At 75.3% G+C, this 22,013-nt stretch carries 25 protein-coding genes; 15 read left to right on the top strand and 10 right to left on the bottom strand.

Translation table 11 applies throughout. From position 1 onward, the window contains the following. Positions 1 to 2 precede the first annotated feature (2 nt). Positions 3 to 1,547: a CYTH and CHAD domain-containing protein gene (locus RHODO2019_RS13660; RefSeq protein ID WP_265382301.1), complete on the bottom strand. Its 1,545-nt coding sequence runs from the start codon at positions 1,545 to 1,547 to the stop codon at positions 3 to 5. Positions 1,548 to 1,594: 47 nt separating this feature from the next. After that, positions 1,595 to 1,864: a Sec-independent protein translocase subunit TatA gene (gene tatA / locus RHODO2019_RS13655; protein ID WP_354005540.1), complete on the bottom strand. Its 270-nt coding sequence runs from the start codon at positions 1,862 to 1,864 to the stop codon at positions 1,595 to 1,597. Between the two features lie 111 nt (positions 1,865 to 1,975). On the opposite strand from tatA, the gene RHODO2019_RS13650 reads away from it, so the two are divergent. Continuing rightward, positions 1,976 to 2,101, top strand: coding sequence for a hypothetical protein (locus tag RHODO2019_RS13650; protein WP_435532123.1), 126 nt, complete (start codon positions 1,976 to 1,978; stop codon positions 2,099 to 2,101). Between the two features lie 146 nt (positions 2,102 to 2,247). Here the strand turns inward: RHODO2019_RS13650 and RHODO2019_RS13645 are convergent, their stop codons facing one another. From RHODO2019_RS13645 to RHODO2019_RS13630, 4 genes are all read right to left on the bottom strand, one after another. Continuing rightward, the gene (locus RHODO2019_RS13645) at positions 2,248 to 3,132 is read right to left on the bottom strand and encodes a ribokinase (protein ID WP_265382300.1); all 885 of its coding nucleotides are present in this window, start codon (positions 3,130 to 3,132) and stop codon (positions 2,248 to 2,250) included. 116 nt (positions 3,133 to 3,248) lie between these two features. Continuing rightward, positions 3,249 to 4,067, bottom strand: coding sequence for a formate/nitrite transporter family protein (locus RHODO2019_RS13640; protein ID WP_265382299.1), 819 nt, complete (start codon positions 4,065 to 4,067; stop codon positions 3,249 to 3,251). Positions 4,068 to 4,347: 280 nt separating this feature from the next. Next, positions 4,348 to 5,085: a GAF and ANTAR domain-containing protein gene (locus RHODO2019_RS13635; RefSeq protein WP_265382298.1), complete on the bottom strand. Its 738-nt coding sequence runs from the start codon at positions 5,083 to 5,085 to the stop codon at positions 4,348 to 4,350. Next, the gene (locus RHODO2019_RS13630) at positions 5,082 to 5,780 is read right to left on the bottom strand and encodes a GAF and ANTAR domain-containing protein (protein ID WP_265382297.1); all 699 of its coding nucleotides are present in this window, start codon (positions 5,778 to 5,780) and stop codon (positions 5,082 to 5,084) included. The genes RHODO2019_RS13635 and RHODO2019_RS13630 overlap by 4 nt, the downstream gene beginning before the upstream one ends. 196 nt (positions 5,781 to 5,976) lie before the next feature. Between RHODO2019_RS13630 and RHODO2019_RS13625 the strand changes: the two genes are divergently transcribed. After that, positions 5,977 to 6,528 carry an MOSC domain-containing protein gene (locus RHODO2019_RS13625; protein WP_265382296.1) on the top strand — a complete coding sequence of 184 codons (552 nt, stop codon included), beginning with the start codon at positions 5,977 to 5,979 and terminating at the stop codon, positions 6,526 to 6,528. A gap of 133 nt (positions 6,529 to 6,661) precedes the next feature. On the opposite strand, the gene RHODO2019_RS13620 is transcribed toward RHODO2019_RS13625, so the two are convergent. Next, on the bottom strand, positions 6,662 to 7,333 hold the full coding sequence (locus tag RHODO2019_RS13620) for a hypothetical protein (RefSeq protein ID WP_265382295.1): 672 nt from the start codon (positions 7,331 to 7,333) through the stop codon (positions 6,662 to 6,664). Positions 7,334 to 7,490: 157 nt separating this feature from the next. On the opposite strand from RHODO2019_RS13620, the gene RHODO2019_RS13615 reads away from it, so the two are divergent. From RHODO2019_RS13615 to RHODO2019_RS13605, 3 genes are all read left to right on the top strand, one after another. Continuing rightward, a complete protein-coding gene (locus RHODO2019_RS13615; RefSeq protein ID WP_265382294.1) occupies positions 7,491 to 7,718 on the top strand; it encodes a hypothetical protein in 228 nt (75 codons plus the stop codon). Positions 7,719 to 7,815: 97 nt separating this feature from the next. After that, entirely contained in the window at positions 7,816 to 8,664 is an 849-nt protein-coding gene (locus RHODO2019_RS13610; protein WP_265382293.1) for a hypothetical protein, read from the top strand. A 189-nt stretch (positions 8,665 to 8,853) separates the two neighbouring features. Further along, positions 8,854 to 9,900: an NAD(P)-dependent alcohol dehydrogenase gene (locus RHODO2019_RS13605; protein ID WP_290428873.1), complete on the top strand. Its 1,047-nt coding sequence runs from the start codon at positions 8,854 to 8,856 to the stop codon at positions 9,898 to 9,900. 249 nt (positions 9,901 to 10,149) lie between these two features. Here RHODO2019_RS13605 and RHODO2019_RS13600 read toward each other — a convergent pair whose 3' ends face one another. Beyond that, positions 10,150 to 10,884 (bottom strand): SIR2 family NAD-dependent protein deacylase, encoded by a 735-nt coding sequence (locus RHODO2019_RS13600; protein ID WP_265382292.1) that lies wholly within the window; start codon positions 10,882 to 10,884, stop codon positions 10,150 to 10,152. Here RHODO2019_RS13600 and secA2 point away from each other — a divergent pair. From secA2 to RHODO2019_RS13575, 5 genes are all read left to right on the top strand, one after another. Beyond that, positions 10,883 to 13,321, top strand: coding sequence for an accessory Sec system translocase SecA2 (gene secA2, locus RHODO2019_RS13595; RefSeq protein WP_435532122.1), 2,439 nt, complete (start codon positions 10,883 to 10,885; stop codon positions 13,319 to 13,321). The two genes, RHODO2019_RS13600 and secA2, sit on opposite strands and share 2 nt — an antisense overlap. A gap of 116 nt (positions 13,322 to 13,437) precedes the next feature. Further along, complete coding sequence (locus RHODO2019_RS13590) at positions 13,438 to 13,716, top strand: HU family DNA-binding protein (RefSeq protein ID WP_265382290.1); 279 nt, start codon at positions 13,438 to 13,440, stop codon at positions 13,714 to 13,716. Between the two features lie 68 nt (positions 13,717 to 13,784). Then, on the top strand, positions 13,785 to 15,173 hold the full coding sequence (locus tag RHODO2019_RS13585) for an FAD-binding oxidoreductase (RefSeq protein ID WP_265382289.1): 1,389 nt from the start codon (positions 13,785 to 13,787) through the stop codon (positions 15,171 to 15,173). A 16-nt stretch (positions 15,174 to 15,189) separates the two neighbouring features. Beyond that, positions 15,190 to 15,321: a hypothetical protein gene (locus RHODO2019_RS13580; RefSeq protein ID WP_265382288.1), complete on the top strand. Its 132-nt coding sequence runs from the start codon at positions 15,190 to 15,192 to the stop codon at positions 15,319 to 15,321. A 498-nt stretch (positions 15,322 to 15,819) separates the two neighbouring features. Further along, on the top strand, positions 15,820 to 16,764 hold the full coding sequence (locus RHODO2019_RS13575) for a quinone oxidoreductase family protein (protein ID WP_265382287.1): 945 nt from the start codon (positions 15,820 to 15,822) through the stop codon (positions 16,762 to 16,764). Positions 16,765 to 16,829: 65 nt separating this feature from the next. Here the strand turns inward: RHODO2019_RS13575 and RHODO2019_RS13570 are convergent, their stop codons facing one another. After that, positions 16,830 to 17,030: a zinc transporter Slc39a7 gene (locus RHODO2019_RS13570; protein WP_265382286.1), complete on the bottom strand. Its 201-nt coding sequence runs from the start codon at positions 17,028 to 17,030 to the stop codon at positions 16,830 to 16,832. Positions 17,031 to 17,116: 86 nt separating this feature from the next. Here RHODO2019_RS13570 and RHODO2019_RS13565 point away from each other — a divergent pair, with 86 nt between their 5' ends. After that, complete coding sequence (locus RHODO2019_RS13565) at positions 17,117 to 17,443, top strand: ArsR/SmtB family transcription factor (protein WP_290428903.1); 327 nt, start codon at positions 17,117 to 17,119, stop codon at positions 17,441 to 17,443. Between the two features lie 30 nt (positions 17,444 to 17,473). Here the strand turns inward: RHODO2019_RS13565 and RHODO2019_RS13560 are convergent, their stop codons facing one another. Continuing rightward, complete coding sequence (locus RHODO2019_RS13560) at positions 17,474 to 18,277, bottom strand: UbiA family prenyltransferase (protein ID WP_265382284.1); 804 nt, start codon at positions 18,275 to 18,277, stop codon at positions 17,474 to 17,476. Between the two features lie 37 nt (positions 18,278 to 18,314). Between RHODO2019_RS13560 and RHODO2019_RS13555 the strand changes: the two genes are divergently transcribed. Genes RHODO2019_RS13555 through RHODO2019_RS13540 form a run of 4 tightly spaced genes read left to right on the top strand, consistent with a single transcriptional unit; the run spans position 18,315 to position 22,003 of the window. Continuing rightward, positions 18,315 to 19,367 carry a type III polyketide synthase gene (locus tag RHODO2019_RS13555; RefSeq protein ID WP_265382283.1) on the top strand — a complete coding sequence of 351 codons (1,053 nt, stop codon included), beginning with the start codon at positions 18,315 to 18,317 and terminating at the stop codon, positions 19,365 to 19,367. Continuing rightward, positions 19,364 to 19,885 (top strand): isoprenylcysteine carboxyl methyltransferase family protein, encoded by a 522-nt coding sequence (locus RHODO2019_RS13550; protein WP_265382282.1) that lies wholly within the window; start codon positions 19,364 to 19,366, stop codon positions 19,883 to 19,885. The genes RHODO2019_RS13555 and RHODO2019_RS13550 overlap by 4 nt, the downstream gene beginning before the upstream one ends. Continuing rightward, positions 19,878 to 20,891 (top strand): NAD(P)/FAD-dependent oxidoreductase, encoded by a 1,014-nt coding sequence (locus tag RHODO2019_RS13545; RefSeq protein ID WP_265382281.1) that lies wholly within the window; start codon positions 19,878 to 19,880, stop codon positions 20,889 to 20,891. Before RHODO2019_RS13550 ends, RHODO2019_RS13545 begins: the two co-directional genes overlap by 8 nt. After that, positions 20,888 to 22,003 (top strand): NAD(P)/FAD-dependent oxidoreductase, encoded by a 1,116-nt coding sequence (locus tag RHODO2019_RS13540; RefSeq protein ID WP_265382280.1) that lies wholly within the window; start codon positions 20,888 to 20,890, stop codon positions 22,001 to 22,003. The genes RHODO2019_RS13545 and RHODO2019_RS13540 overlap by 4 nt, the downstream gene beginning before the upstream one ends. The last annotated feature ends 10 nt before the right edge of the window (positions 22,004 to 22,013 follow it).

Raw genomic sequence — 22,013 nt, 5'->3', positions numbered from 1 at the left:
GCTCAGGCCCGCAGCCAGCCACGGACCTTCGCCCGGTCCAGCGCGGCCCAGGCCACGGCGAAGTCCTCCTCGACGTGGGAGGCGCCGGCCTCGACCCGGGCGTCCAGGCGCCCGTAGGTGAACGTCGGCTCTCCCGCTGCGTCGGCCGCGGCCGCGGTGTCGCGCAGCACCTGGCGGGCCAGGATCGCGTCCTGGGCGGTGCCGAGCACCCGCTGCACGTCCCGGGCGCGGCGGGCCGTGCGCCGGGCCGGCCGCCCGACGACCACGGCCGCCGACTCCGCCCCGTGGCGCAGCCGCTTGGCTGCCTTGCGCACCTCGTGCAGCAGCGCGGCCCGCTCCGCCGGGCTGGCGGCCCCGTCCAGCGCGGAGACGCTGCGCCGCAGGCGGACCCAGTCGTGGTGCACGCACTGCGGCAGCACCTGCCCGGCCCGGCCCGTCGAGGCCCGGGCCGGGCCAGCGTCGGCCAGCAGCGCGTCCAGGGCGTCCAGCAGGCGGAACCACCGCGCGCCGTCCAGCGCGTCCACCACCGCGGCGTGGGCCCGGGCGTGGGCCGCGTCCAGGGTGTCGGCGATCCGCGCGGGGACGGGACCCAGCACCAGACCGCTCGGCTCGTCGTCGAGCAGCGCTGCGCAGGTCGCTCGGGCCACCTCGGCGTCGCGCGCCGCTCCGAGCACCCCGCCGAACCACCGCAGCTCATCGCGCACCGGATCGGTGGTCGAGCGCTCGAGCACGGGACGGTAGGTGACCAGCAGCGAGCGCAGGGTCCGGACGGTGACCCGCGCCTGGTGGACGGCGTCGGTGTCGTCGGCCCGGACTGCCGGCTCCCACGACCACAGCGCGTGCACCTGGGCACGGAGCGCGGCCGTCACGGCGTCCCCCGCGGAGGATCGGCGGTGCACCGGCCGAGCTGCGGGCTGCGGGTTCGGGATGCGGAACCCCAGGGCCCGCACCAGCTTCGAGGGGCTGGTCGAGAGCGTGGCGCCTGCGGTGGCGAGGACCTCCGCCACGGCGTCGAGCAGCTCGGTGTCGCCCCCGACCAGCTCCACCTCCCACTCGCGCCAGCGCGCCATCCCGCCGCTCTCCCCCAGGGCCTCGGCCGTCACGTCGTCGTCGCACACCTCGGCGAGCACGCGACCGTCGGCGTCGAGCAGCCGGTGCACGGTGCGGTGGTTGCGGACCCTGGCGACCGGGCCGAGGGGCTCGTCGCGCACGTGCACCCGGACGAGCTCGAGCACCGCAGGAGGCACCGTCCGGGTGTTCCGGCCCAGCGGCTGCTGGAGCTCCGTGCGGGCGTCGCCGGTGGAGGGCAGCTTGACGGTCCAGCCGGCGTCGTCGCCCCCGGTCCTGCGGCGCAGGGTGATCCGCCGCGCGGCCAGGCGCAGGCCCGCGGTGTCGTGGTAGACCGCATCGAGGTGGTGCACCACGGGTGCGGCCACCGACGCGACGCCCTGGACGTCGAGCAGCGGCGGGACCACCGCGCCGGTGGGCACCTCGTAGGTGCGCTCGACCTCGAGGTGCCGGGACGTGGAGCTGCGCGTGGTCGCCATGCGACCGGTCTACAGGACCGCCGTGCGGTGCGTCGTGGCCGGACGGGTCAGTCGGCGGCGGCGGTGGCGACCGGCGGCGCGGGGGTGACCGCGGACGGGCCCACGACGGTCGGGGCGGTGTAGGTCAGCGGGACGGGAGCACCGGCCACCGTCTCGGTGCTCGTCGGCGTGGCGTCGTCCGCGCCGAGCTCGGCCTTGAGGATCCGCATCGAGCGTCCGAGCCCTCGGGCGGCCTCCGGTAGTCGCTTGGCCCCGAACAGCACCATGAAGACGCCGATCACGACCATCCAGTGCATGGGGCTCAGCTCACCGATCACGAGTGGACGATAGCCCGCCGCGAGCTCGTGCAACCTGTGGACTTGCTGAGCATGTCCACCCCGTGACCTGCGACGATGCGGTAATCGTCCCGTTCTGCACCGCTCGGGTGGATGTCTCGCGAGCTGGAGCTGGCCCAGGTCCGCAACGCCCGCACGCAGGGCTGGTCCTGGGCGGAGATCGCCACCGAGCTCGGCGTCAGCCGGCAGGCCGCGCACAAGAAGCACTCCCGCGACTGACCAGACCCCGGTGGACCCGCTCGTGCACCCCCTCGCCACCCTCGACCCGCTCCGCCGCGCCGCGGTCGCCCCCGCTGCGCGCAGCCGCCCCTGCCGACCCGCGGGTAGCACGCCCCTCGTGGTCCCGGGGCCGCGGGACGCCCCGGCTACCGGCGCAGCGCGCGCAGCGCCGGGTAGGACGACTGGGCCCCCGCGGCGGTCGCGGCGAGCGCGCTCGCGCGGGAGGCGAAGCGTGCGGCGTCGACGAGGAGGTCCCCGGCCACCAGCCGGCAGGCCACCGCACCGGTGAACGCGTCTCCGCAGCCCGTGGTGTCCACCACCTCGACGGGCTCGGCCGCCACCTCCGTCACCGCACCCTCCAGCACCACCGAGCCGGCCCCGCCCAGGGTCACCACGGCCGCGTGCACCCCACGTCCGGCCAGCCGGTCCCGCGTCTGCGTCCAGCTGCCCGGGCCCACCAGCTGCGCCGCCTCGCCTGCGTTGACCAGCAGGACGTCGCTCAGCCGCAGGAGCTCGTCGGGCACGTCGACGGTCGGCGAGAGGTTCAGCAGCACCTGCGCGCCCACCGCGTGCGCAGCCCGGGCCGCGGCCAGCACGACGGCGACGGGCACCTCCAAGCACAGGCACAGCACGTCTGCCGACCGCAGGCCCGCCCGCGGGACGCACCCCGGGGCGAGCGCACCGTTGGCCCCGGCGGAGATGATGATGGTGTTCTCCCCACCGGCGTCGACCACGATCATCGCCGTCCCGGTGGCGTGCTCGCCGTCGGCCACCACCCCGGCGACGTCGACGCCGGCGCCGCCGACCCGATCGAGCAGGAACGACCCGTGGTCGTCGTCGCCCACCGCGCCGACCAGCACCACCTCGGCCCCGAGGACGGACGCCGCGACGGCCTGGTTGGCGCTCTTGCCGCCCGAGGCGGTCACCAGGTCGGAGCCGGCCAGGGTCTCGCCCGGCGCGGGGAAGCGGGGCACCCGCACCGTGAGATCGACGTTCAGCGAGCCCACCACCACGACGACGCGGCCCGTCACGGCCGGCCCACCAGGACCGCCGGGCCGAACGCTCCCCGCGGCACGCCCACGCACCGGAACGCTAGACCCCGGCGCGCGGCCCGGGTGGTCCGCCCGCGGCCGGGGTCAGGAACCGATCAGCCCTGCCGGCGCTCCTCGACCACGCGGTGCTGCACCCGCAGCAGCCGGACACCGGTGACCAGGACCAGCCCGCCCACCACGTTGCCGGTCGCCGACCAGCCCAGTGCGCCGGCCCAGTCGGCCCAGCCGTAGGGCGCCCGCCCGGTGAGCAGTCCCGCGAACATGAGGATCGAGTCGAGCACGGAGTGGAACAGCTGGGCCCCGACGAGCACGAACGACAGCAGGATCGCCGGGACGATCTTCACGCCCAGGCTGTCGGTGGCGTTCTGCATGCGGGTGAGCAGCGTGATGACCGCACCCGCGAGCACGGCCAGCAGGAACGAGCGGACGTTGATGCCGAGCTGGGCGTAGTACGCGCCGGAGGCGATCGCCGTGTCCTGCACTGACGGGATCGCCGTGATGATCATCGCGGCCATCCCGAGCCCGGCCACCAGGTTCGCGGCCAGGCTCACCACCCACAGCCGGGCCAGCTGCGCCACCGTCCCGTCGCGGGCCACCACGGCCGCGACCGGGACGAGGAAGTTCTCGGTGAACAGCTCGCTGCCCGCCATCAGCAGGGCCACGAACCCGATCGTGAAGGCCAGCGCGCCGAGCAGGGCATTACCGGTCTCGTGCTCGACGACGAGGTACATGAGCACGCCGACGCCCACGTCGATCCCGCCGACCAGGCCCGTGGCCACCAGGGGCAGCAGGGGCCGCACCAGCCGCTCGTGGCCCTGCCCGACCAGCCGGTCGAACGCCTCCTCCAGCTCGGGCTCCGACCGCTCACCGGGTTCGGCGGTCAGCCTCTGGTGCGCCGAGTCCTGCTCACCCATGGTCTCTCCCTCGCTCGTGGAGCCCCAGCGTGCGGTGTGCCGGGCGCCGGCGCACGACGGGTCGGCTGCGGCACCCGCACGCCCAGCGCGGACGGGCTCAGGCTCAGGGCCAGCCCGGGTGCTCCCACGAGCTCCGGGCGCCCGTGCGGACCACCGCAGGTGCGACAGGTGGCGGTGATCTCGACGCCGGCCGAGCACCTCGTCGAGCAGGTGCGAGACCTCGACGGCCGCCGTGCTCGACGCCACGACGACGTGGACGGTGGGGCCGTCCACGGAACGCTCAGGCGTCCCGGTCGCCCAGCACGGCCCGGCTGTCGAGCGAGCCGTCGATGACGCCGCGGGCGACGTCGCTGAGCCGGCTCTGGTGCCTGCGTGCGTAGCCCCGCAGCCGGGTGAACGCCTCGCCCATGTCCAGGCCCCCGCGCTCGGCCAGCACGCCCTTGGCCTGCTCGATGACCACCCGGGTGTTCAGCGCCGTCTGCAGCTGCTCGTTGAGGGCCTCGGTGCTGGTGATGACGCGCTGGTGCAGGACCCCGATGGTCGCCACGTCGGCCAGGGCCTGGGCCACCCGGAGGTCGTCGGTGCCCAGGGCGTCGATCCGCGGGTCGAACAGGCCGAGTGCGCCGATGACCTGGGTGCGCAGCCGGAGCGGCACCGCGTGCACCGAGCGGAACCCGCGTCCCAGGGCCTGTGGGGTGAACTCCGGCCACGGGCTGCTGGCCGCGGAGAGGTCCGGGACGTGCACGGCGGCACCGGTGGTGAACGCCTCGACGCACGGGCCCTGGTCCACCTGGAGCTGGAACAGCTCGAGCAGGCGCAGGTCGTCGGAGGTTGAGGCGACGAGCCGCAGCTGCCCGCGCTGGTCGCCGAGCAGCAGGCCCGCGGCACCCACCTCGAGCAGGTCCACGCAGTCGTCGACGAGCTGCTGGAGCAGGCCGACCACGTCGTAGTCGGCGACGAGGGTGTCGGCGGCACGGACGAAGGCGTCGACGAGGCGGCCCTCACGGTTCGCGGTCATCGGGTGGATCCGTTCGTCGTCGTGGTGAAGGGCTCGTCGAAGCGCAGGGTCCGCTCCACCACGGCCCGGGCCACCTCCGCCAGGGTGACGTCGTGCGCGAAGGCGTGGGCGCGCAGCCGCACGTAGGCCTCGTCGGCGGAGACGTCGAGCTGGGCGACGACCATGCCGGTGGCCTGGTGCACCACCTGGCTGCTGCCCGCGTCCTCGGGCCACACCTCCCCGAGCGTGTCCGGGTCCTGTGCCCCACCGGTCAGCAGCAGCACGGTGGCCACCGCCTCGGCCACGGTGAGCGCGGCGCCGAGGTCGGGCTCGACCAGGGCTCCGACCCGGGCCCGGTGCAGCTCCAGGACGCCGAGGTGGATGGCGCCGAGCTGGAGGGGGACGCTGAAGATGCCGCCCACGAGCAGCGGGCCGAGGGCCCCGGCGAAGGCGGGCCAGCGGGTGGGCGGGACGACGGCGAGGTCGCCCACGAGCACCGGCGCGCGCTGGGCCAGGGCCTGTGGCGACGGACCCTCGCCGGTGGTCAGCTCGGCGTCGGCGATCGTGGCGGCCAGGCGGTCGGTGGCGGCCGCCAGCTCGAGCCCCCCGCGCTCCGACGTCATCAGGAGCGCCGCCCGCTCGACGGGCAGGGAGCTGACCGAGGCCCGGCACAGCTGCGCGGGCGACGCGGGCTCCTCGCCGGTCAGTGCGGCCATGAAGAGCTCCCTCAGCGGTTCGGGCGCGGGCACTCGCCCTCCGTCTCGGGCCGTGGGCCGACACGTGGTGAGCACCGACCACGCCCGCCGACCGGCCGGCGGGCAGTGGCGCCAACCTACCCCGCGCGGGGCTCAGCGGAACGGAGCGCCGACCGACGACGACCGTCGCTGCGTCCCGGGCGGGGATGATGGCCGGGTGGGAGTCCTCCAGCCGGCGCCGAGCTCCCTGCCGGTCGAGGTCGTGGCGCTGGTGGTCTCGGCCGCGCACCGCTGCCAGGGTCGTCCCCGGGACGGGATCGCGGCCCGGCCCGCCGGCGCCCCGCCCGAGCGGCGCGCGACGGTGCGGGTGGAGGCGGGCCGCGGCATCGTCGGTGACCGCTACGCCGGCCGTCCCGCCCACCGGGACGCCGCGGTCACGCTCATCGGCGTCGAGGACCTGGAGGCCGTGGCCGACGAGCTCGGGGTGCCCCGGTTCGACCCGGCGCTGGCCCGGCGCAACGTGGTGCTGCGCGGGGTGGACGTGGGCTCGCTCCGTGGTCGCGAGGTGAGCATCGACTGCGGGGACGGCGTCGTGCGGCTGCTCGCACGCCGCGCCGCGAACCCGTGCGCCTGGATGGACGTCCTGCTGGCGCCCGGCGCGCACCGGGCGCTGCGTGGCCGGGGCGGGCTGCGGTGCGAGCCGCTCGGCACCGGTGTGCTCCGGGTGGGACCCGCCCGGCTCGTCATCGGCCCGCCCGCGGCAGGCTGAGACGTGCGTGGGTGCGGGCCCCCCGCCTCGCTGCTGAAGCGAGGGGCACACCCGACGGTAGGAGCGGACGGTGCCCCCTGCCCAACGAGCCGCGTCGACCGGGTGCCCGCGGCTGCGGGCGACGCGCCGCCGGTCAGAGGACGTTGACCGCCCGGGCCACCACGAGCGCCGTGGTGGTCAGCGCGACCAGGCTCTGCAGGGCCATGAGGAGCTTGACGCCGCGGGTCAGGGGCAGGGTGTCGGTGGGGGAGAACGCGGTCGCGTTGGTCAGGCTCAGGTACAGGTAGTCGACGAACGTCGGCTCCCAGTCCGCGGCGGCCAGGTGCGGCTGCGTCATCTGGGCGAACAGGAAGTCCGGGTAGGGGTCCTCACCCGCGGCGCGCGCGAAAGGTCCGCCCCGGTCGATCTCCCAGTACCAGGTCGCGAAGGCGATGACGTTGGTGAGGTAGATCGCCAGGGCGGAGGCGAGCAGCGCGCCGGCCGAGTCACCGACGGTGCCGTTGACGATCCCGGCGTCCAGCAGCACCGCGCTCGCCCCGTTGTCCAGCGAGATCAGCGCCACGAGCAGCACGTTGAGGCGCCGGGCCAGCACGACGTGCCGGGTGAGCCGGCGCGGGTTGAGCACGAGCAGGACGCCGAGCAGCACCAGCTCGAGGGCCGGCAGCAGCCAGCGTGGCTCGACGAGGCTGAACTGCTGCGCCACGAGCAGCTGCAGCACGACGGCCACCAGCACTGCGCCCGCCGCGGCGAGCCGGTTCTCCCCGGGGGTCTCCCGCCGCCACGCGGGCACCGGTGGCGTGCTCACCCGCGTGCTCGTGCGGGGCTCAGTCGCGCAGCGACAGCACGAACAGCGACGCGATCATCACCACGACCACGAGGATCGTCAGCCCGACGACGATAAGTCCGGTGATGATCACAGCGCGGTCCTGGCCGGGGCGGGCACCTGCAGCGGGGAGAGGGTCATGACGACATCCTCGCAGAGGTGTGCGCACCGGTGGCCGCCAGGAGCCGGCCCCGCTCCTCCACCGGACGGCCGCCGTGCGCTCGTCACCGGGGCGAGCCGGGGCATCGGCCTGGCCACCACCGGCGACGGGGCGGTCCGAGCGGCCCTGGCCACGGTGGTCGCCGAGCTGTGCGGGGCGGACGCGGTGGCCGTCGGCGGCGGCAGCCGCGGCTCGATCCACTCCTGAGCCCGCTCCGCCGAGAACGTCCCAACCCACAACGGTGCCGGGGCGTCCAGGAGGTGAGGGCGCGGACGGCGCGGCCCGCGAGCGGCGGAGGTTCGACGTGCAGACGACGAGGAAGACCCGGACGGGCGTGCTGGTCCTGGGAGCCGCCGGGACCCTGCTGCTGGCGGGGTGCTCGGGCGGTGGCGGCGACGGTGCTCCCGTCGTCCCGACCGTCACCCCCGCCAGCAGAACCGTCGCCGCCCCGGCCCCGAGCACGGCAGCGGCCGCGAGCTCGACGGGCGAGGAGACCGGCACGCCGGGTGGCGGCGCCACGCGCTCGCCGTCGCAGGGCTGCACCCCGGACGGCACGGGCGTGCCGGCCGGTGCGGTCAGCAGCCCGACCATCGACGTGGACGGGGACGGCCGGCCCGACACCCAGTGGATCCAGACCGACGCCGACGGCCGGGTGCTGCTGGGGATCACCACCGCGTCGGGGTCGACCTTCGGCGCCCGCTTCGCCTCGGGCAGCCCGATCGCGAAGAGCGTGCTCGTCGCCGACGCCACCGGGGCCGGCGAGATCGTGGCCCTGGCCAGCGACGGGCGCCAGGCCAACCTGTTCGTGGTCGACGGCTGCCACCTCACCCCGGCCACCAACGCGCAGGGCGGCCAGTACACGTTCGACCTCGGCTTCGGCAGCTACGGCACCGGGGTCGGCTGCTCCACCGTGGCGGGCGCGTCCGGACGAGGTCTCGTGGGGCTGAAGCTCAACCTCGACCCCACCAGGAGCACGGCCGTCTCGGTGGACCGCACGGCGGTGGAGCTGGACGGCACCCGCGCGACCAACGGCCCCAGCGACAGCGTGGACGTCCGCGGGCGTGGGCCGGCCGACCCGGCCGTGCTCACCGCGCAGGAGGTCACCTGCGGCACCCGCACCCTCGCCGCGGACGGGGTGCAGCAGCCACGCTGACCTCGGCGCGACGTCCGACGCCGACGGAGCCTGCGGGCCTATTCCGCCCCGGGGACTTCTCACTCCCGGCCGGCTGACCGTGCGCCTGCGGGTGGCGTCCGGGCACCATGGGACCCGTTCCATGCAGGTGTGCGCACCCGGAGCCGTGTGCCGGCGCCCTGCCCCCCACCCCGATTGGAGCACCCCCACGTGACCACGACCGTGAACGCCTACGCCACCCCCGGGCCCAAGGAGCCGTTCGCCAGGACCACGATCGAGCGCCGCGACCTCAACCCCGAGGACGTGCTCATCGACATCAAGTTCGCCGGCATCTGCCACTCCGACATCCACACCGGCCGTGACGAGTGGGGCCAGGCCAGCTACCCGCTGGTCCCGGGTCACGAGATCGCGGGCATCGTCTCCGAGGTCGGCAGCGGCGTGACGAAGTACGAGGTCGGCGACCGGGTGGGCGTGGGCTGCATGGTGTCCTCCTGCGGCACCTGCGAGAACTGCACGGCCGGCGAGGAGCAGTTCTGCCTCGAGGGCATGGTCGGCACGTACGGCGGCACGCTCGACGGCAAGCCCACCGACGGTGGCTACTCCGAGAAGATCGTCGTCGACGAGAACTACGTCCTGGGCATCCCCGAGGGCATCGAGCTCGACGCCGCCGCACCGCTGCTCTGCGCCGGCATCACCCTGTACTCCCCGCTGAACCACTGGGGTGCCGGCCCGGGCAAGAAGGTCGCCATCGTCGGCATGGGCGGCCTGGGTCACATGGGCGTGCAGATCGCGCACGCCATGGGCGCCGAGGTCACCGTGCTCTCCCAGTCGCTGTCCAAGCAGGAGGACGGCACGAAGTTCGGTGCCGACCACTACTACGCCACCAGCGACGACGCGACCTTCGAGTCGCTCGCGGGCAGCTTCGACCTCATCGTGAACACGGTCTCCGCGCAGATCCCGATGGAGAAGTACCTGTCGCTGCTCAAGGTGCGCGGGGCGCTCGTCAGCGTCGGCGCACCGTCCGAGCCGCTCGAGGTCCCGGCCTTCGCGCTGCTCGGCGGGGGCAAGATCTGGGCCGGCTCCATGATCGGCGGCATCCCCGAGACCCAGGAGATGCTCGACTTCTGCGCGAAGCACGGCATCGGTGCGCAGGTCGAGACGATCGGCGCCGAGGACATCACCGGTGCGTGGGACCGCGTGGTCGCCTCCGACGTGCGCTACCGCTTCGTCATCGACATCGCGACGATGGCCGACTAGCCACTGCCGCCACGACGGTCGACCCGGCTGCGGTCCACCGTCGTCCGTGCCTGCTCCACAGCCGGGCCCGTCCTCCTCGTGGGGGCGGGCCCGGTGCACGGGGTGGGCCGGGCGGGCCGGGCTGTGTGCGGGCGCGCCGGTACCACCACGGCGGGTGATCGTCGTTCGGGCACGCTCACGTGGTCCAGGTACACGTGAGCGTGCCCGAACGGCGATCACTGACGGTCGGCCGCAACCACCCACCCGCCCTCAGCCGCGGGCGCCGGCCCACTCCGCGAGCACGTCCTGCGCGTCGCCCACCACCTGGGCGTGGAACGGCCCCAGGTCGTCGAGGGGGTTCGGGTCGACGGTCACGCAGAACGCACCCGCGGCCCGAGCCATCGGCCCGAGCCACGACGCGGGTGCCACCCGTCCGGACGTGCCGACCGAGAGGAACAGCGCCGCAGCGGTCACGGCCCCGGCGGCGGCCCGGAGGTCACCGGCGTCCACCGGCTCGCCGAACAGCACCACGTCCGGTCGGGCCAGCCCGGCGCAGCCGGGGCAGTGCGGGCGCCCGTCGGGGTCCGCCAGGGCCCGCGCGTCGACCGCGACCCCCGCCCACCCGCACCACGCCAGGCAGCGGGCCCGGCCCCCGGAACCGTGCAGCTCGACCACCCGCTCCGACCCGGCGTCGACGTGCAGCCCGTCCACGTTCTGCGTCAGCACCCGTGCGCCGGCGAGGGCGAGCGCGTGGTGCGCGGGGGTGGGCCCCACGGCGGCGGCCCGCTCGCGCATCCCGCCCCAGAACGCCCACATGAGGTCGACGTTGCCGGGCAGGTGGTCGGCGTGCATCGCCTTCTCGAGCTCGGGATCGATCGTCCACGACCCGTCCGGCCCCCGGAAGGTGCCGAGCCCGGCCGCCACGCTGATGCCTGCGCCGGTGAGCGCGCACACCCCGCCGTCGGGCAGGTCCAGCTCCAGCAGCGACGCGACGTGCACGGTCATGCGGGCACTGTCCCACCACCGACCCCGGTCACCCAGCCCGCGCGCGACCACGTCCCCGGCGCTGGACTACCGTCGCCCGGGTGAGGACAGCGCCGTGAGCCGGATCACCGGGACCCTGCGCCGCTGGGTGCGGGGGGGCCCCGAGAAGGACGTGGCGCGCTCGGACGCCGTCGTCACCAAGGCCGGGTCCCGGGCGGAGTGGGCGGCTGCGCTCGGCGAGGACGAGCTCACCGCCGAGCTCGCCGCCCTGCGCCGGGACGCCGACGAGACACCGGACGCCGGGGCCCGTCCCTTCCCCTCCGACGACGTGCTCACCGACTTCCTGGCCCTGGCCCGCGAGGCGGCTGACCGGTCGATCTCGTTGCGCCCGTTCGACGTCCAGCTCCTGGGCGCGCTGCGCCTGATGGCCGGCAACGTCGTGGAGATGGCCACCGGCGAGGGCAAGACGCTCTCCGGTGCGATCGCCGCGGCCGCCTTCGCCCTCGACGGACGACACGTGCACGTCATCTCCGTCAACGACTACCTGGCCCACCGTGATGCCGAGTGGATGGGCCCGCTCTACACCCGGCTCGGCGTGACCGTCGGATCCGTGGAGGCCACGTCCAGCCCCGACGAGCGCCGGGCCGCGTACGCCGCGGACGTCACCTACGGCTCGGTCAGCGAGATCGGCTTCGACGTCCTGCGCGACCGCCTCGCCACCTCCGTCGACGAGCTCGTGTCACCGGAGCCGCAGGTGGCCCTGGTCGACGAGGCCGACTCCGTCATGGTCGACGAGGCGCTGGTGCCGCTGGTCATCGCGGGCTCGGTGTCCGGCACGGGGCCCTCCCCGCTGATCAACAAGATCGTCCGGGCGCTGCGCCCGCACGCGCACCACCGCAGCGACGCCGACGAGCGCAACGTGCACCTCACCGACGCCGGCGCGCGGGCCGTGGAGAGCGCGCTCGGCGGCATCGACCTCTACGCCGCGGAGAACCTGGGGCTGCTCACCCAGGTCAACGTCGCCCTGCACGCCCACGTGCTGCTGCAGCGCGACGTCCACTACCTGGTGCGTGACGGCAAGGTGGCGCTGATCAACGCCTCGCGCGGACGGGTGGCCCACCTGCAGCGCTGGCCGGACGGGCTGCAGTCGGCGGTGGAGAGCAAGGAGGGGCTGGCGCTGAGCGAGTCCGGCGAGGTGCTCGACACCATCACCGTGCAGGGCCTGCTCGGTCGCTACCCCACCCTGTGCGGGATGACGGGCACGGCGACGGCCGCGGCCGAGCAGCTGCGCACCCACTTCCGTCTCGAGGTGGCCACCGTCCCGCCGAACGCCCCCACCGTGCGCAGCGACGAGCCCGACCGCGTCTACGACACCCCGGAGAACAAGGAGGACGCCCTCGTCGCGCACGTGCAGGCCACGCACGAGGCCGGGCAGCCCGTGCTGGTGGGCACCCTGGACGTGGCCGAGTCCGAGCGGCTCGCCGCCGCGCTGACCGCCGCGGGGGTCGACTGCGTCGTGCTCAACGCCAAGAACGACGCCGAGGAGGCCGGGATCGTCGCCGAGGCCGGGGCCCCGGGTGCGGTGGTGGTGAGCACGCAGATGGCCGGGCGGGGCACCGACATCCGGCTGGGTGGCTCCGCCGAGACCGACCGCGACGCCGTGGTCGAGGCGGGCGGGCTGTGCGTCATCGGCAGCGGCAAGCACACCAGCAGCCGGCTCGACGACCAGCTGCGCGGGCGGGCCGGCAGGCAGGGCGACCCCGGGCGCACGGTGTTCTTCACCAGCGTCCGCGACGACCTCGTCACCACGAACACCCCCGACGCCGAGCCCGTGCCGAGCCAGGCCACCGACGGCAAGCTCACCACCCCGCGCGCGGCCCGCATCGTCGAGCACGCCCAGAAGGTCGCCGAGGCCGCGCTCGAGGAGGTGCACCGCAACACCTGGCGCTACAACCAGCTCATCGAGACCCAGCGGGCCATCCTCGACACCCGCCGCGACGACGTGCTGCGCACCGACCGGGCCGCCCGCGACCTCGAGGTCGCCTGCCCCGACCGGTGGGCCGAGCTGGCGCAGGAGCTCGACGGGACCGTGCTCGAGGAGGTGGCGCGCACCATCACGCTGCACCACCTCGACCGGCAGTGGGCCGAGCACCTGGCCTTCCTCGCGGACCTGCGCGAGAGCATCCACCTGCGTGCGCTGAGCAGGCAGAACCCGCTCGACGAGTTCCACCGGGCGATGATCCCGGCGTTCACCGAGCTCAGCGAGCAGGTGGGGGTGCTCTCGGCCGAGACGCTCACCACGGCCACCATCACCGACGCGGGGGTGGACCTCGAGCTGGAGGGGCTCAGCCGGCCGACCGCCACGTGGACGTACATGGTCCACGACAACCCCTTCGGCACCGAGATCGCCCGGGCCGCGGCCGCCGTCCTGGGCTCCTCCCGGCGCCGCAACCGCTAGCGACGGCCGAACCCCCGGGGGCGTGTCCTGGGCGCCTTCTTCGCGTCCACGGCCCTCCCGCCCCTACGGTGGTGCCGGAACAGCCGCCGCCGGCGGCCCAGGAGCAGGAGGAACACATGAACCGCAAGGACCTCGTCAGCAGCATCGCCGACAAGGCCGGTGTCTCGCAGACCGACGCCGACAAGGTTCTCGCCGCGTTCCAGGACATCGCGTTCGACGTGGTGGCCAAGGGCGACGAGAAGCTCACCCTGCCCGGCTTCCTCACCTTCGAGCAGGGTGCCCGCGCCGCCCGCGACGGTCGCAACCCGGCCACCGGTGAGGCCCTGCACATCCCGGCCGCCAAGACCGCCAAGGTCACCGCAGGCAGCAAGCTCAAGGCCGCCGCCGCCGGCTAGGTCGGACACCCCAGCTCCACCCGCCCTCGACCCTGACGCCGCGCTTCCCGCGGCCTAGGGTCGGGGGCATGTCCTTGCTCGAGGTGCGTGCCCCGCTCGACGACCTCGTCGACGCGCTGCCCGAGGGTCGTGTCCTCACCGACGCCGACACCACGGGTCGCTACGTGCACGACGAGGCGGAGTGGGCCCCGGCGGGTGCGCCGCTGGCGGTGGTCCGGGCGCGGAGCACCGCCGAGGTGCAGGCCGTGGTCCGCTGGTGCCTCGCCAACGCCGTGCCGCTGGTGCCCCGCGGGGCCGGCACCGGGCTCTCCGGCGGTGCCAACGCCCTCGACGGGTGCATCGTGCTCTCGCTGGAGGCCATGGACGCCGTGCTCGAGGTGAACGCCGCCGAGCACCTCGCCGTCGTGCAGCCGGGCGTGGTCAACGACGCGCTGCGCGCCCGGTGCGCGCAGGAAGGGCTCTGGTACCCGCCGGACCCGGCGAGCTCCCCGTGGTCGACCATCGGCGGCAACGTCTCCACCAACGCCGGCGGCCTGTGCTGCGTGAAGTACGGCGTGACCGGGGACTACGTGCTGGCCCTGGAGGTCGTGAACGGCCTCGGCGAGGTGGTGCGGCTCGGGCGCCGGACGGCCAAGGGCGTGGCGGGCTACGACCTGACCCACCTGGTGGTCGGGGCCGAGGGCACGCTGGGCGTGGTCACGGAGGTCACCGTCCGGCTGCGCCCGGCCCGGTCCCCCGAGGCCACCGTCGCCGGCTACTTCTCCTCGGCGGTCGACGCGGGACGGGCCGTGGCCGCGATCGCCGCCGCGGGGGTCCGGCCGTCGGCGCTGGAGCTGCTGGACAAGCACTGCCTCAAGGCCGTGGACGACTGGAAGAACCTGGGCCTGAGCATGGACGCCGAGGTGGTGCTGCTGGGACGCAGCGACGCACCGGGGGCGGCCGGGGACGCCGAGGCCGCGCAGATGCTGGCCTGCTTCACCGCGGCCGGGGCGACCTGGGCCGCGCAGTCCACCGACCAGGCCGAGGCCGACGCGCTGTTCGAGGCCCGGCGGCTGGCCTACCCGGCCCTGGAGCGGCTGGGCCCGCTGCTCACCGAGGACGTGTGCGTGCCCGTGGCCGCGCTGCCCGAGATGCTCCGGCGGATCGAGGCCACGTCCCTGGTCCACGACACCCGCATCGCGAACATCGCGCACGCCGGCGACGGCAACCTGCACCCGCTCATCATCACCACCCCGGGCGACGACGCGGCGCGCGCGCGGGCCCAGCTGGCCTTCGACCAGATCATCGCCGACGCCCTCGACCTCGGGGGCACCGTCACCGGGGAGCACGGGGTGGGGCTGCTGAAGATGGCAGGTCTGGCCCAGGAGCTGGGGCCGGAGGTGGTGGCCATGCACCGCGCGGTGAAGAGGGCCCTGGACCCGCACGGGATCCTCAACCCCGGCAAGGTCGTGGCGTGACGCGTCGGCTGCGCCGGTGACCGCGCTGCTCGTGGTGGTGCTCGCCGCGGTCGCCACGGGCACGTCCACGGCGTGCGTGCGGGTGCGACGACGCCACCGCCGGGCCCGGCCGACCGTGGACCACGACTACGGCCGCACCTGGCGCTGAGGTCTCACCCGGTCCCCGCCCGGTCCGCGCCTGGTCCCCGCCCGGTCCGCGCCTGGTCCGCGCCCGGTCCCCGCCCTGCGCCCGGTCCCCGCCCTGCGCCCGGTCCCGCAGCGGGGGTGGTCGTGGAGACCACGGGTGCCCAAGGGGCGGGCGGGGTGCACGAGCGGGTGCGCGTGTGGGCCGAGCGGGTGCGCGTGTGGGCCGAGCGGGGTGCGGCGGACCTGCTGCGGACCCTGGGACCGGGGCGCCACGTGGGCCTGCGGCGTGCGTCAGGCTCCCCGATCCCGTTGTCCATCCCGATCGTGGAACCGGGATCCGGGAGCGCCGTGCACGCTGGGGCTCCGGTTCGCGCCCCGATCTCAGAGCGCTGGACACGAGGTGGTCCGGCGCCCCAGGGCTGGAGACCGGGGGACCGGGGGGCGGCAGACCCGCGCACCGCAGCGGGGGTGGTCGTGGCGACGGCGGAACACCGCCACGTCCGCCCTGGTTGGACCGGGCATGACGTCCTACGTGGTGGCGACCGCCTTCGGCGGCCCCGAGGTCCTGGAAGTTCGAGACGAGCAGCTGGGGGAGCCCGGTCCGGGCCAGGTGCTGGTCGACGTGCGCGCCGCGGGTGTGAACCCCGTGGACCACAAGCTCTACGGCGGCATGTACGGCGAGAACCCCTCCCAGCTCCCGATGCGGCTGGGCTTCGAGGCCGCCGGGGTGGTCCGCGCGGTGGGCGAGGGCGCCGAGGGCCCCGGGGGTCCGGTGCAGGTGGGCGACGAGGTCATCGTCTACCGCGCGCAGGGGGCCTACGCCGCCCAGCTGCTGGTCGAGGGCACGGAGATCGTGCCCAAGCCCGCGGTGCTGAGCTTCGAGGAGGCCGCCGGGATCATGCTGGCCGGCACCACCGCCGTGCACATGCTCGAAGCCACGGGCGTGGGCCACGGCGACACCGTGCTGGTGCACGGCGCCGCGGGCGGGGTCGGGCTGCTGCTCGTGCAGATCGCCAAGGCCCGGGGAGCCCACGTCATCGGCACCGCCGGCGTCGGCAACCACGCGGCCCTGCAGCGCTACGGCGTCACCCCGGTCGAGTACGGCGAAGGCCTGGTGGAGCGGGTGCGCGAGCTGAGCGAGGACGTGACCGTCGCGCTGGACTGCGTGGGCAGCGACGAGGCCGTCGACGCCTCGCTGGAGCTGGTGGCCGACCGCAGCCGCATCGCCACCATCGCGGCGTTCGCCCGCGCGGCGGGGGACGGGATCAAGGCCCTCGGTGGGGGGCCGGGCGCCGACCCGGGCACCGCGATCCGGGACGCGGCGCGCCTCGAGCTCGTCGCGCTGGTCGAGGAGGGGCAGCTCGAGGTGACCGTGGCCGGCACCTTCCCGCTGGCGGAGTCCGCCGCGGCGCACCGCTCGATCCAGGGGAACCACACCCACGGCAAGATCGTGCTCCTGCCCTGAGGTCGACACCGACGGCCCCGGGACCCCGCAACAGGGTCCCGGGGCCGCCGTGGTGCTGACGGTGCTCAGTGGGCGTGGTGCTCCGCACCGTGCTCGTGGGCGTGCGGGTGCTGGTGGTCGGCGTGCTCGGTGTCCTCGGGGTGGCCGTGCTCGTGGGCGTGGTGCTCCACCGTGCCCGCCTCGTGGTGACCCTCGCCGTGCGGGTGCTCGTGGGCGGTGCCGTCGTCGTGGGTGTGCTCGTGCTCGGTGTGCAGGGGGGTGGTCACGGGTGCTCCTCGGGGTGTGGTCGGTTGGGGGGTGCTGTCGTGGAAACGTCCACGTGTGCAACTATCTACGCATGGACGTGGATTCAATGCAAGTGTCGCCGGACGACGAGCAGGTCGCCCTGGCCGTCGAGGTGTTCCGGCTGCTGGCCGACGTGACCCGCGTGCAGCTGCTCCGGGCCCTCGCCGCCGGCGAGCTCTCGGTCAACGAGCTGGCCGAGGCCGTGGGCAAGCGCAACGGCGCGGTCTCCCAGCACCTGGCCAAGCTCCGGATGGCGCGGCTGGTCACCACCCGGCGCCACGGCACCCAGGTGCTCTACCAGGTGGCCAACGAGCACGTCACCCAGCTCGTCGCCGACGCCCTCCGGCACAGCGAGCACCTCGGTCCGGGCACCCCGGCGCACCACCGCGCCTGACCGGGCTCCCTGGTCGCGCGCTCGGTCGGTTCAGGCCCCGACGACCACCAGCACCACGGTGAGCACGGCGAGCACCAGCACGGCGGGGAACGCGGCACGGCTGTCCGGCCTGCGCGCCACCGCGACCGCGAGCACCACGGCTGTGACCACCGCCACCGCCGCACCGACCAGCCGCGGCACCCCGGGGTCGCCGGGTGGACCCAGCGCGGCGAGCACCGACGCCGCGCCGAGGGACACCGCCAGCAGCACGGCCGAGGCTCGGACCCCGATCCGGTGGGGCAGCCCGCGCACGCCGGTGGCCTCGTCGTCGGCCAGGTCGGGCAGCACGTTCGCCACGTGCGCACCGAGGCCCAGCAGGGCCCCCGCGACCGGCGCCCACACCGGCACGACCGGTCCCGCCGCCAGGAAGACCCCGGCGGGGAGCCCGGCGAAGCCCACCGCGTAGGCCGCGCCGGAGAACCAGGTGCCCTTCAGGCCCAGGTTGTAGGCCCATCCCGCCACCGGCAGCAGGAGCAGCGCGACCCCGGCCGAGACCCCCAGGGCCACCGACAGCACCACCGTGGCCGCGGCCGCGAGCACCGCTGCGCGCCACAGCACCACCCGCCCCACCCGCCCGGCCGCCGCCGGCTTGTCCGTCCGTCCCACCCCCGCGTCGCGCTCGGCGTCCACCGCGTCGTTGGACCAGCCGACGGAGAGCTGCCCGCTCAGCACGGCCGCCCCGAGCAGGGCCAGCGGAACCGCGCCCAGCCCCGCTCCGGCACCCAGCAGCACCCCGACGAGGGTCACCGCCACGGTCGGTCCGGGGTGGCACGACCCCGCCAGCGCACGCACCATCGGGTGAAGGTAACGCGGCGCACGTAGCGTCAGCCGGGTGACGACCCTCGCCGCGGTGCACGGTGTCCTGCCCGAGCACCACTACCCGCAGGCGGAGCTGACGGCGCTGTTCGGTGAGCTGTGCCTGCCCGACGACCGCTCCCGCCGGGTGGCCCAGCGCCTGCACGCGAACGCGGGGGTGGCCACCCGGCACCTCGCGATCCCGCTGGAGCAGTACCGGGAGCTCACCAGCTTCACCGCCGCCAACGACGCGTTCCTCGAGGTGGCCGTGGACCTCGGGGCCCGGGCGGTGTCGGGGGCGCTGGCCGAGGCCGGGCTCGGGGTCAGCGACGTCGACCTGCTCGTCTCCACCACCGTGACCGGGCTGGCGGTGCCCTCGCTGGACGCCAGGATCGCCGCCCGGCTGGGCATGCGGCCCGACGTGAAGCGGGTGCCGCTGTTCGGTCTGGGGTGCGTGGCGGGGGCTGCGGGGATCAGCCGGCTGCACGACTACCTGCGCGGTGCCCCGGACGAGGTGGCCGTGCTCGTCAGCGTGGAGCTGTGCTCGCTGACCCTGCAGCGCCAGGACCCGTCGGTGGCGAACATGATCGCCTCCGGCCTGTTCGGCGACGGGGCGGCGGCGGTGGTGGCGGCGGGGTCCGCCCGCGAGGCGGTCGGTCCGCGCGTGGTGGACACCCGCTCGCACCTCTACCCCGACACCTCCCGTGCGATGGGCTGGGACATCGGCACCTCGGGGCTGACGATCGTGCTGGGGGCGGAGGTGCCGGAGCTGGTGCGCACCTACCTCGGCGACGACGTGCGCGGGCTGCTGAAGGACCACGACCTCGACGTCTCCGACGTGGCGCGGTGGGTCAGCCACCCCGGGGGGCCCAAGGTCATCGAGGCCATCCAGGAGGTGCTGGGAGTGGACCGGTACGAGCTCGCGCTCACGTGGGACTCGTTGCGCGACATCGGGAACCTGTCCTCGTCCTCGGTGCTGCACGTGCTGCGCGACACCCTGGATCAACGCCCGGCGGACCCCGGCGACTGGGGCGTTGTGATGGCCATGGGCCCCGGCTTCTGCTCCGAGCTGGTCCTCGTCCAGTGGTGACCGCCTACGTCGTGCTCGTGCTCGCGGTGGGGCTCGAGCGGCTGTTCGAGCTGGTGGTGGCCAAGCGGAACCTCGCCTGGGCGCTGGAGCGGGGTGGGGTGGAGACCGGCTTCGGCCACTACCCGGTGATGGTGGTCCTGCACACGGCGCTGCTGGTCGGCTGCATCGTGGAGGTGCTCGCCCTGGACCGGCCGTTCGTCCCCGCGCTGGGCTGGCCGATGGTGGTGCTGGTCCTGGCCGCGCAGGGACTGCGCTGGTGGTGCATCCGCACCCTGGGCCCGCAGTGGAACACCCGGGTGGTCATCGTCCCCGGGCTGCCGCTCGTCGGTGGGGGGCCGTACCGCTTCCTGCGCCACCCCAACTACGTGGCCGTGGTCGTGGAGGGTCTCGCGCTGCCGCTGGCGCACTCGGCGTGGCTGACGGCGGTCGTGTTCACCGCGGCCAACGCTGCGCTGCTCACGGTGCGGATCCGGACCGAGGCGCGGGCGCTGGACAGCGTGGTGGGCGCCGGTGCGTGACGTCCTGGTGGTCGGTGGCGGGCCCGCCGGCCTGGTGACCGCGCTGCACGCCGCACGGGCCGGACTCCGCGTCACCGTGCTGGACAAGCGGGCCGGCGACGGGGACAAGGCCTGCGGCGAGGGGCTGATGCCCGCGGCTCTGCGGGGGCTGCGCGAGCTCGGGGTGGACCCGCCGGGCGCCGACATCGCGGGCATCACCTACCGGCAGGGGCAGACGGTGGCGGTCACCCGCTTCCGGTCCGGCCCGGGCCGCGGGGTCCGCCGCACCTCGCTGCACGCGCACCTGCACCGGGCGGTGCTCGCAGCCGGGGTGGAGGTGCTCGAGGGCGCGGCGGAGGAGGTCGTCCAGCACCCCGACCACGTCGTCGCCGGGGGGCTCCGCGCGCGCTGGCTGGTGGCCGCCGACGGGCTGCACTCGCCCGTCCGCGCTGCGCTGGGGCTGGCCCGACCGTCGTCGCAGCCGCGCTGGGGCCTGCGCCGGCACTACGCCCTCGCCCCGTGGACCGACACCGTGGAGGTCACCTGGGGAGGGGTGGGCGAGGCGTACGTGACGCCGGTCGGCCCGGACACGGTCGGCGTGGCCGTGCTGACCTCGACCCGTGGCTCCTACGACGACCAGCTCGCCGCGTTCCCCGCGCTGCGCGAGCGGATCGACGGCGCGGAGCCCGCGTCGGCGGTGCGCGGGGCCGGACCGCTGCGCCAGGACGTCCGCCGCCGGGTCGCCGGTCGGGTGCTGCTGGTGGGCGACGCCGCCGGCTACGTGGACGCGCTGACGGGCGAGGGGATCGCGGTGGCCGTGGGGTCGTCACGGGTGCTCGTGCAGTGCCTGGTGGCCGGGGACCCGCAGCGCTACGAGCGCGAGTGGCGCCGGGTGTCACGGCCCTACCGGGTGCTCACCGGGGGGCTGCTGGCCGCCCGGCGCTCGGTCCTGGCCCGGGGCGTCGTCCCCGCGGCCGCCGCGGCTCCGTGGGTGTTCGGCCGCGTGGTGGACCGGCTGGCGGGGTGAGCGCTGCCACGAGGGTGCTGGTGGTGGGCGCGGGGCCGGCCGGGTCCGCCGCCGCGCTCGCCGCCCGCCGCGCCGGGGCTCAGGTGCTGCTGATCGACAAGGCGGAGTTCCCCCGGGACAAGGTGTGCGGGGACGGCGTGGCTCCGCAGGCCCTGGACGTGCTGTCCGTGCTCGGGGTGGACGTCGACGCGCTGACCGGCGGCAGCGCACCGGTGCGCACCCTGCGGCTGACCGCACCCGGTGGGGCCGTGGCGCGACGGGCGACCGGGCGCCCGGGGTGGGTGGTGCCGCGTGCCGTGCTCGACGCCCGGCTGCGGGACGCGGCGATCGCTGCCGGGGCGCAGCCCGTGCACCACCGGGCGCGCGAGGTCACGGTGACCGCGGACGGGGTGGACGTGGACGGCCTCGTCGGGGACGTCCTGGTCGCCGCGGACGGAGCGGAGTCGGTGGTCCGTCGGGCGGTCGCCCCGCCCCCGCGGCCGGGGACCGTGGCGCTGGCGATCCGCGGCTACGCCCCGAGCGGCCCGTGGCCCGACGGTGAGCAGCTGCTGAGCCTCACCGCGCAGCACTGGCCGGCGTACGCGTGGGCGTTCCCGATCGGTGACGGCCGTGCGAACGTCGGCTACGGCGAGGTGCTCACCGGGACACCACCCACCCGGGAGCACCTGCTGACCCGGCTGCACGAGCTGCTGCCCGACGCCGAACCCACCCAGCTGCGGGCGCACCGCCTGCCGCTCTCGACCGGCCGGGTGCGCACCCCCGACGGCCGGGTGCTGCTGGTCGGGGACGCCGCGGGGCTCATCAACCCGGTGACGGGGGAGGGGATCTTCTACGCCGTGCTCTCCGGTGCGCTGGCCGGGGCCGCCGCGGCCGGTGGGGTCGACCCGGGTCGGTCCTACCGGCGGGCGCTGCGCCGAGCCCTGGGGGTGCACCTGCGCCACACCGACGCCCTCGCCCGGCTGAGCCGGTGGCCGTGGGTGGTGGACGCCGGGATCACAGCCGCGCGGGGCAGCCAGCGGGTGTTCGACGACGTGGTGGAGCTGGGCCTCGGTGACGGCCGGCTGGGGGTGCGGACCGGTCTCTCCGTGGCTCGGGCGGGGCTGCGCGGCTGACCCGACCGGG

The organism is Rhodococcus antarcticus, from assembly GCF_026153295.1.
In the GTDB taxonomy this organism is placed as follows: Bacteria; Actinomycetota; Actinomycetes; order Mycobacteriales; family Mycobacteriaceae; genus Rhodococcus_D; species Rhodococcus_D antarcticus.
This window is presented reverse-complemented; position numbering and strand designations above follow the sequence as displayed.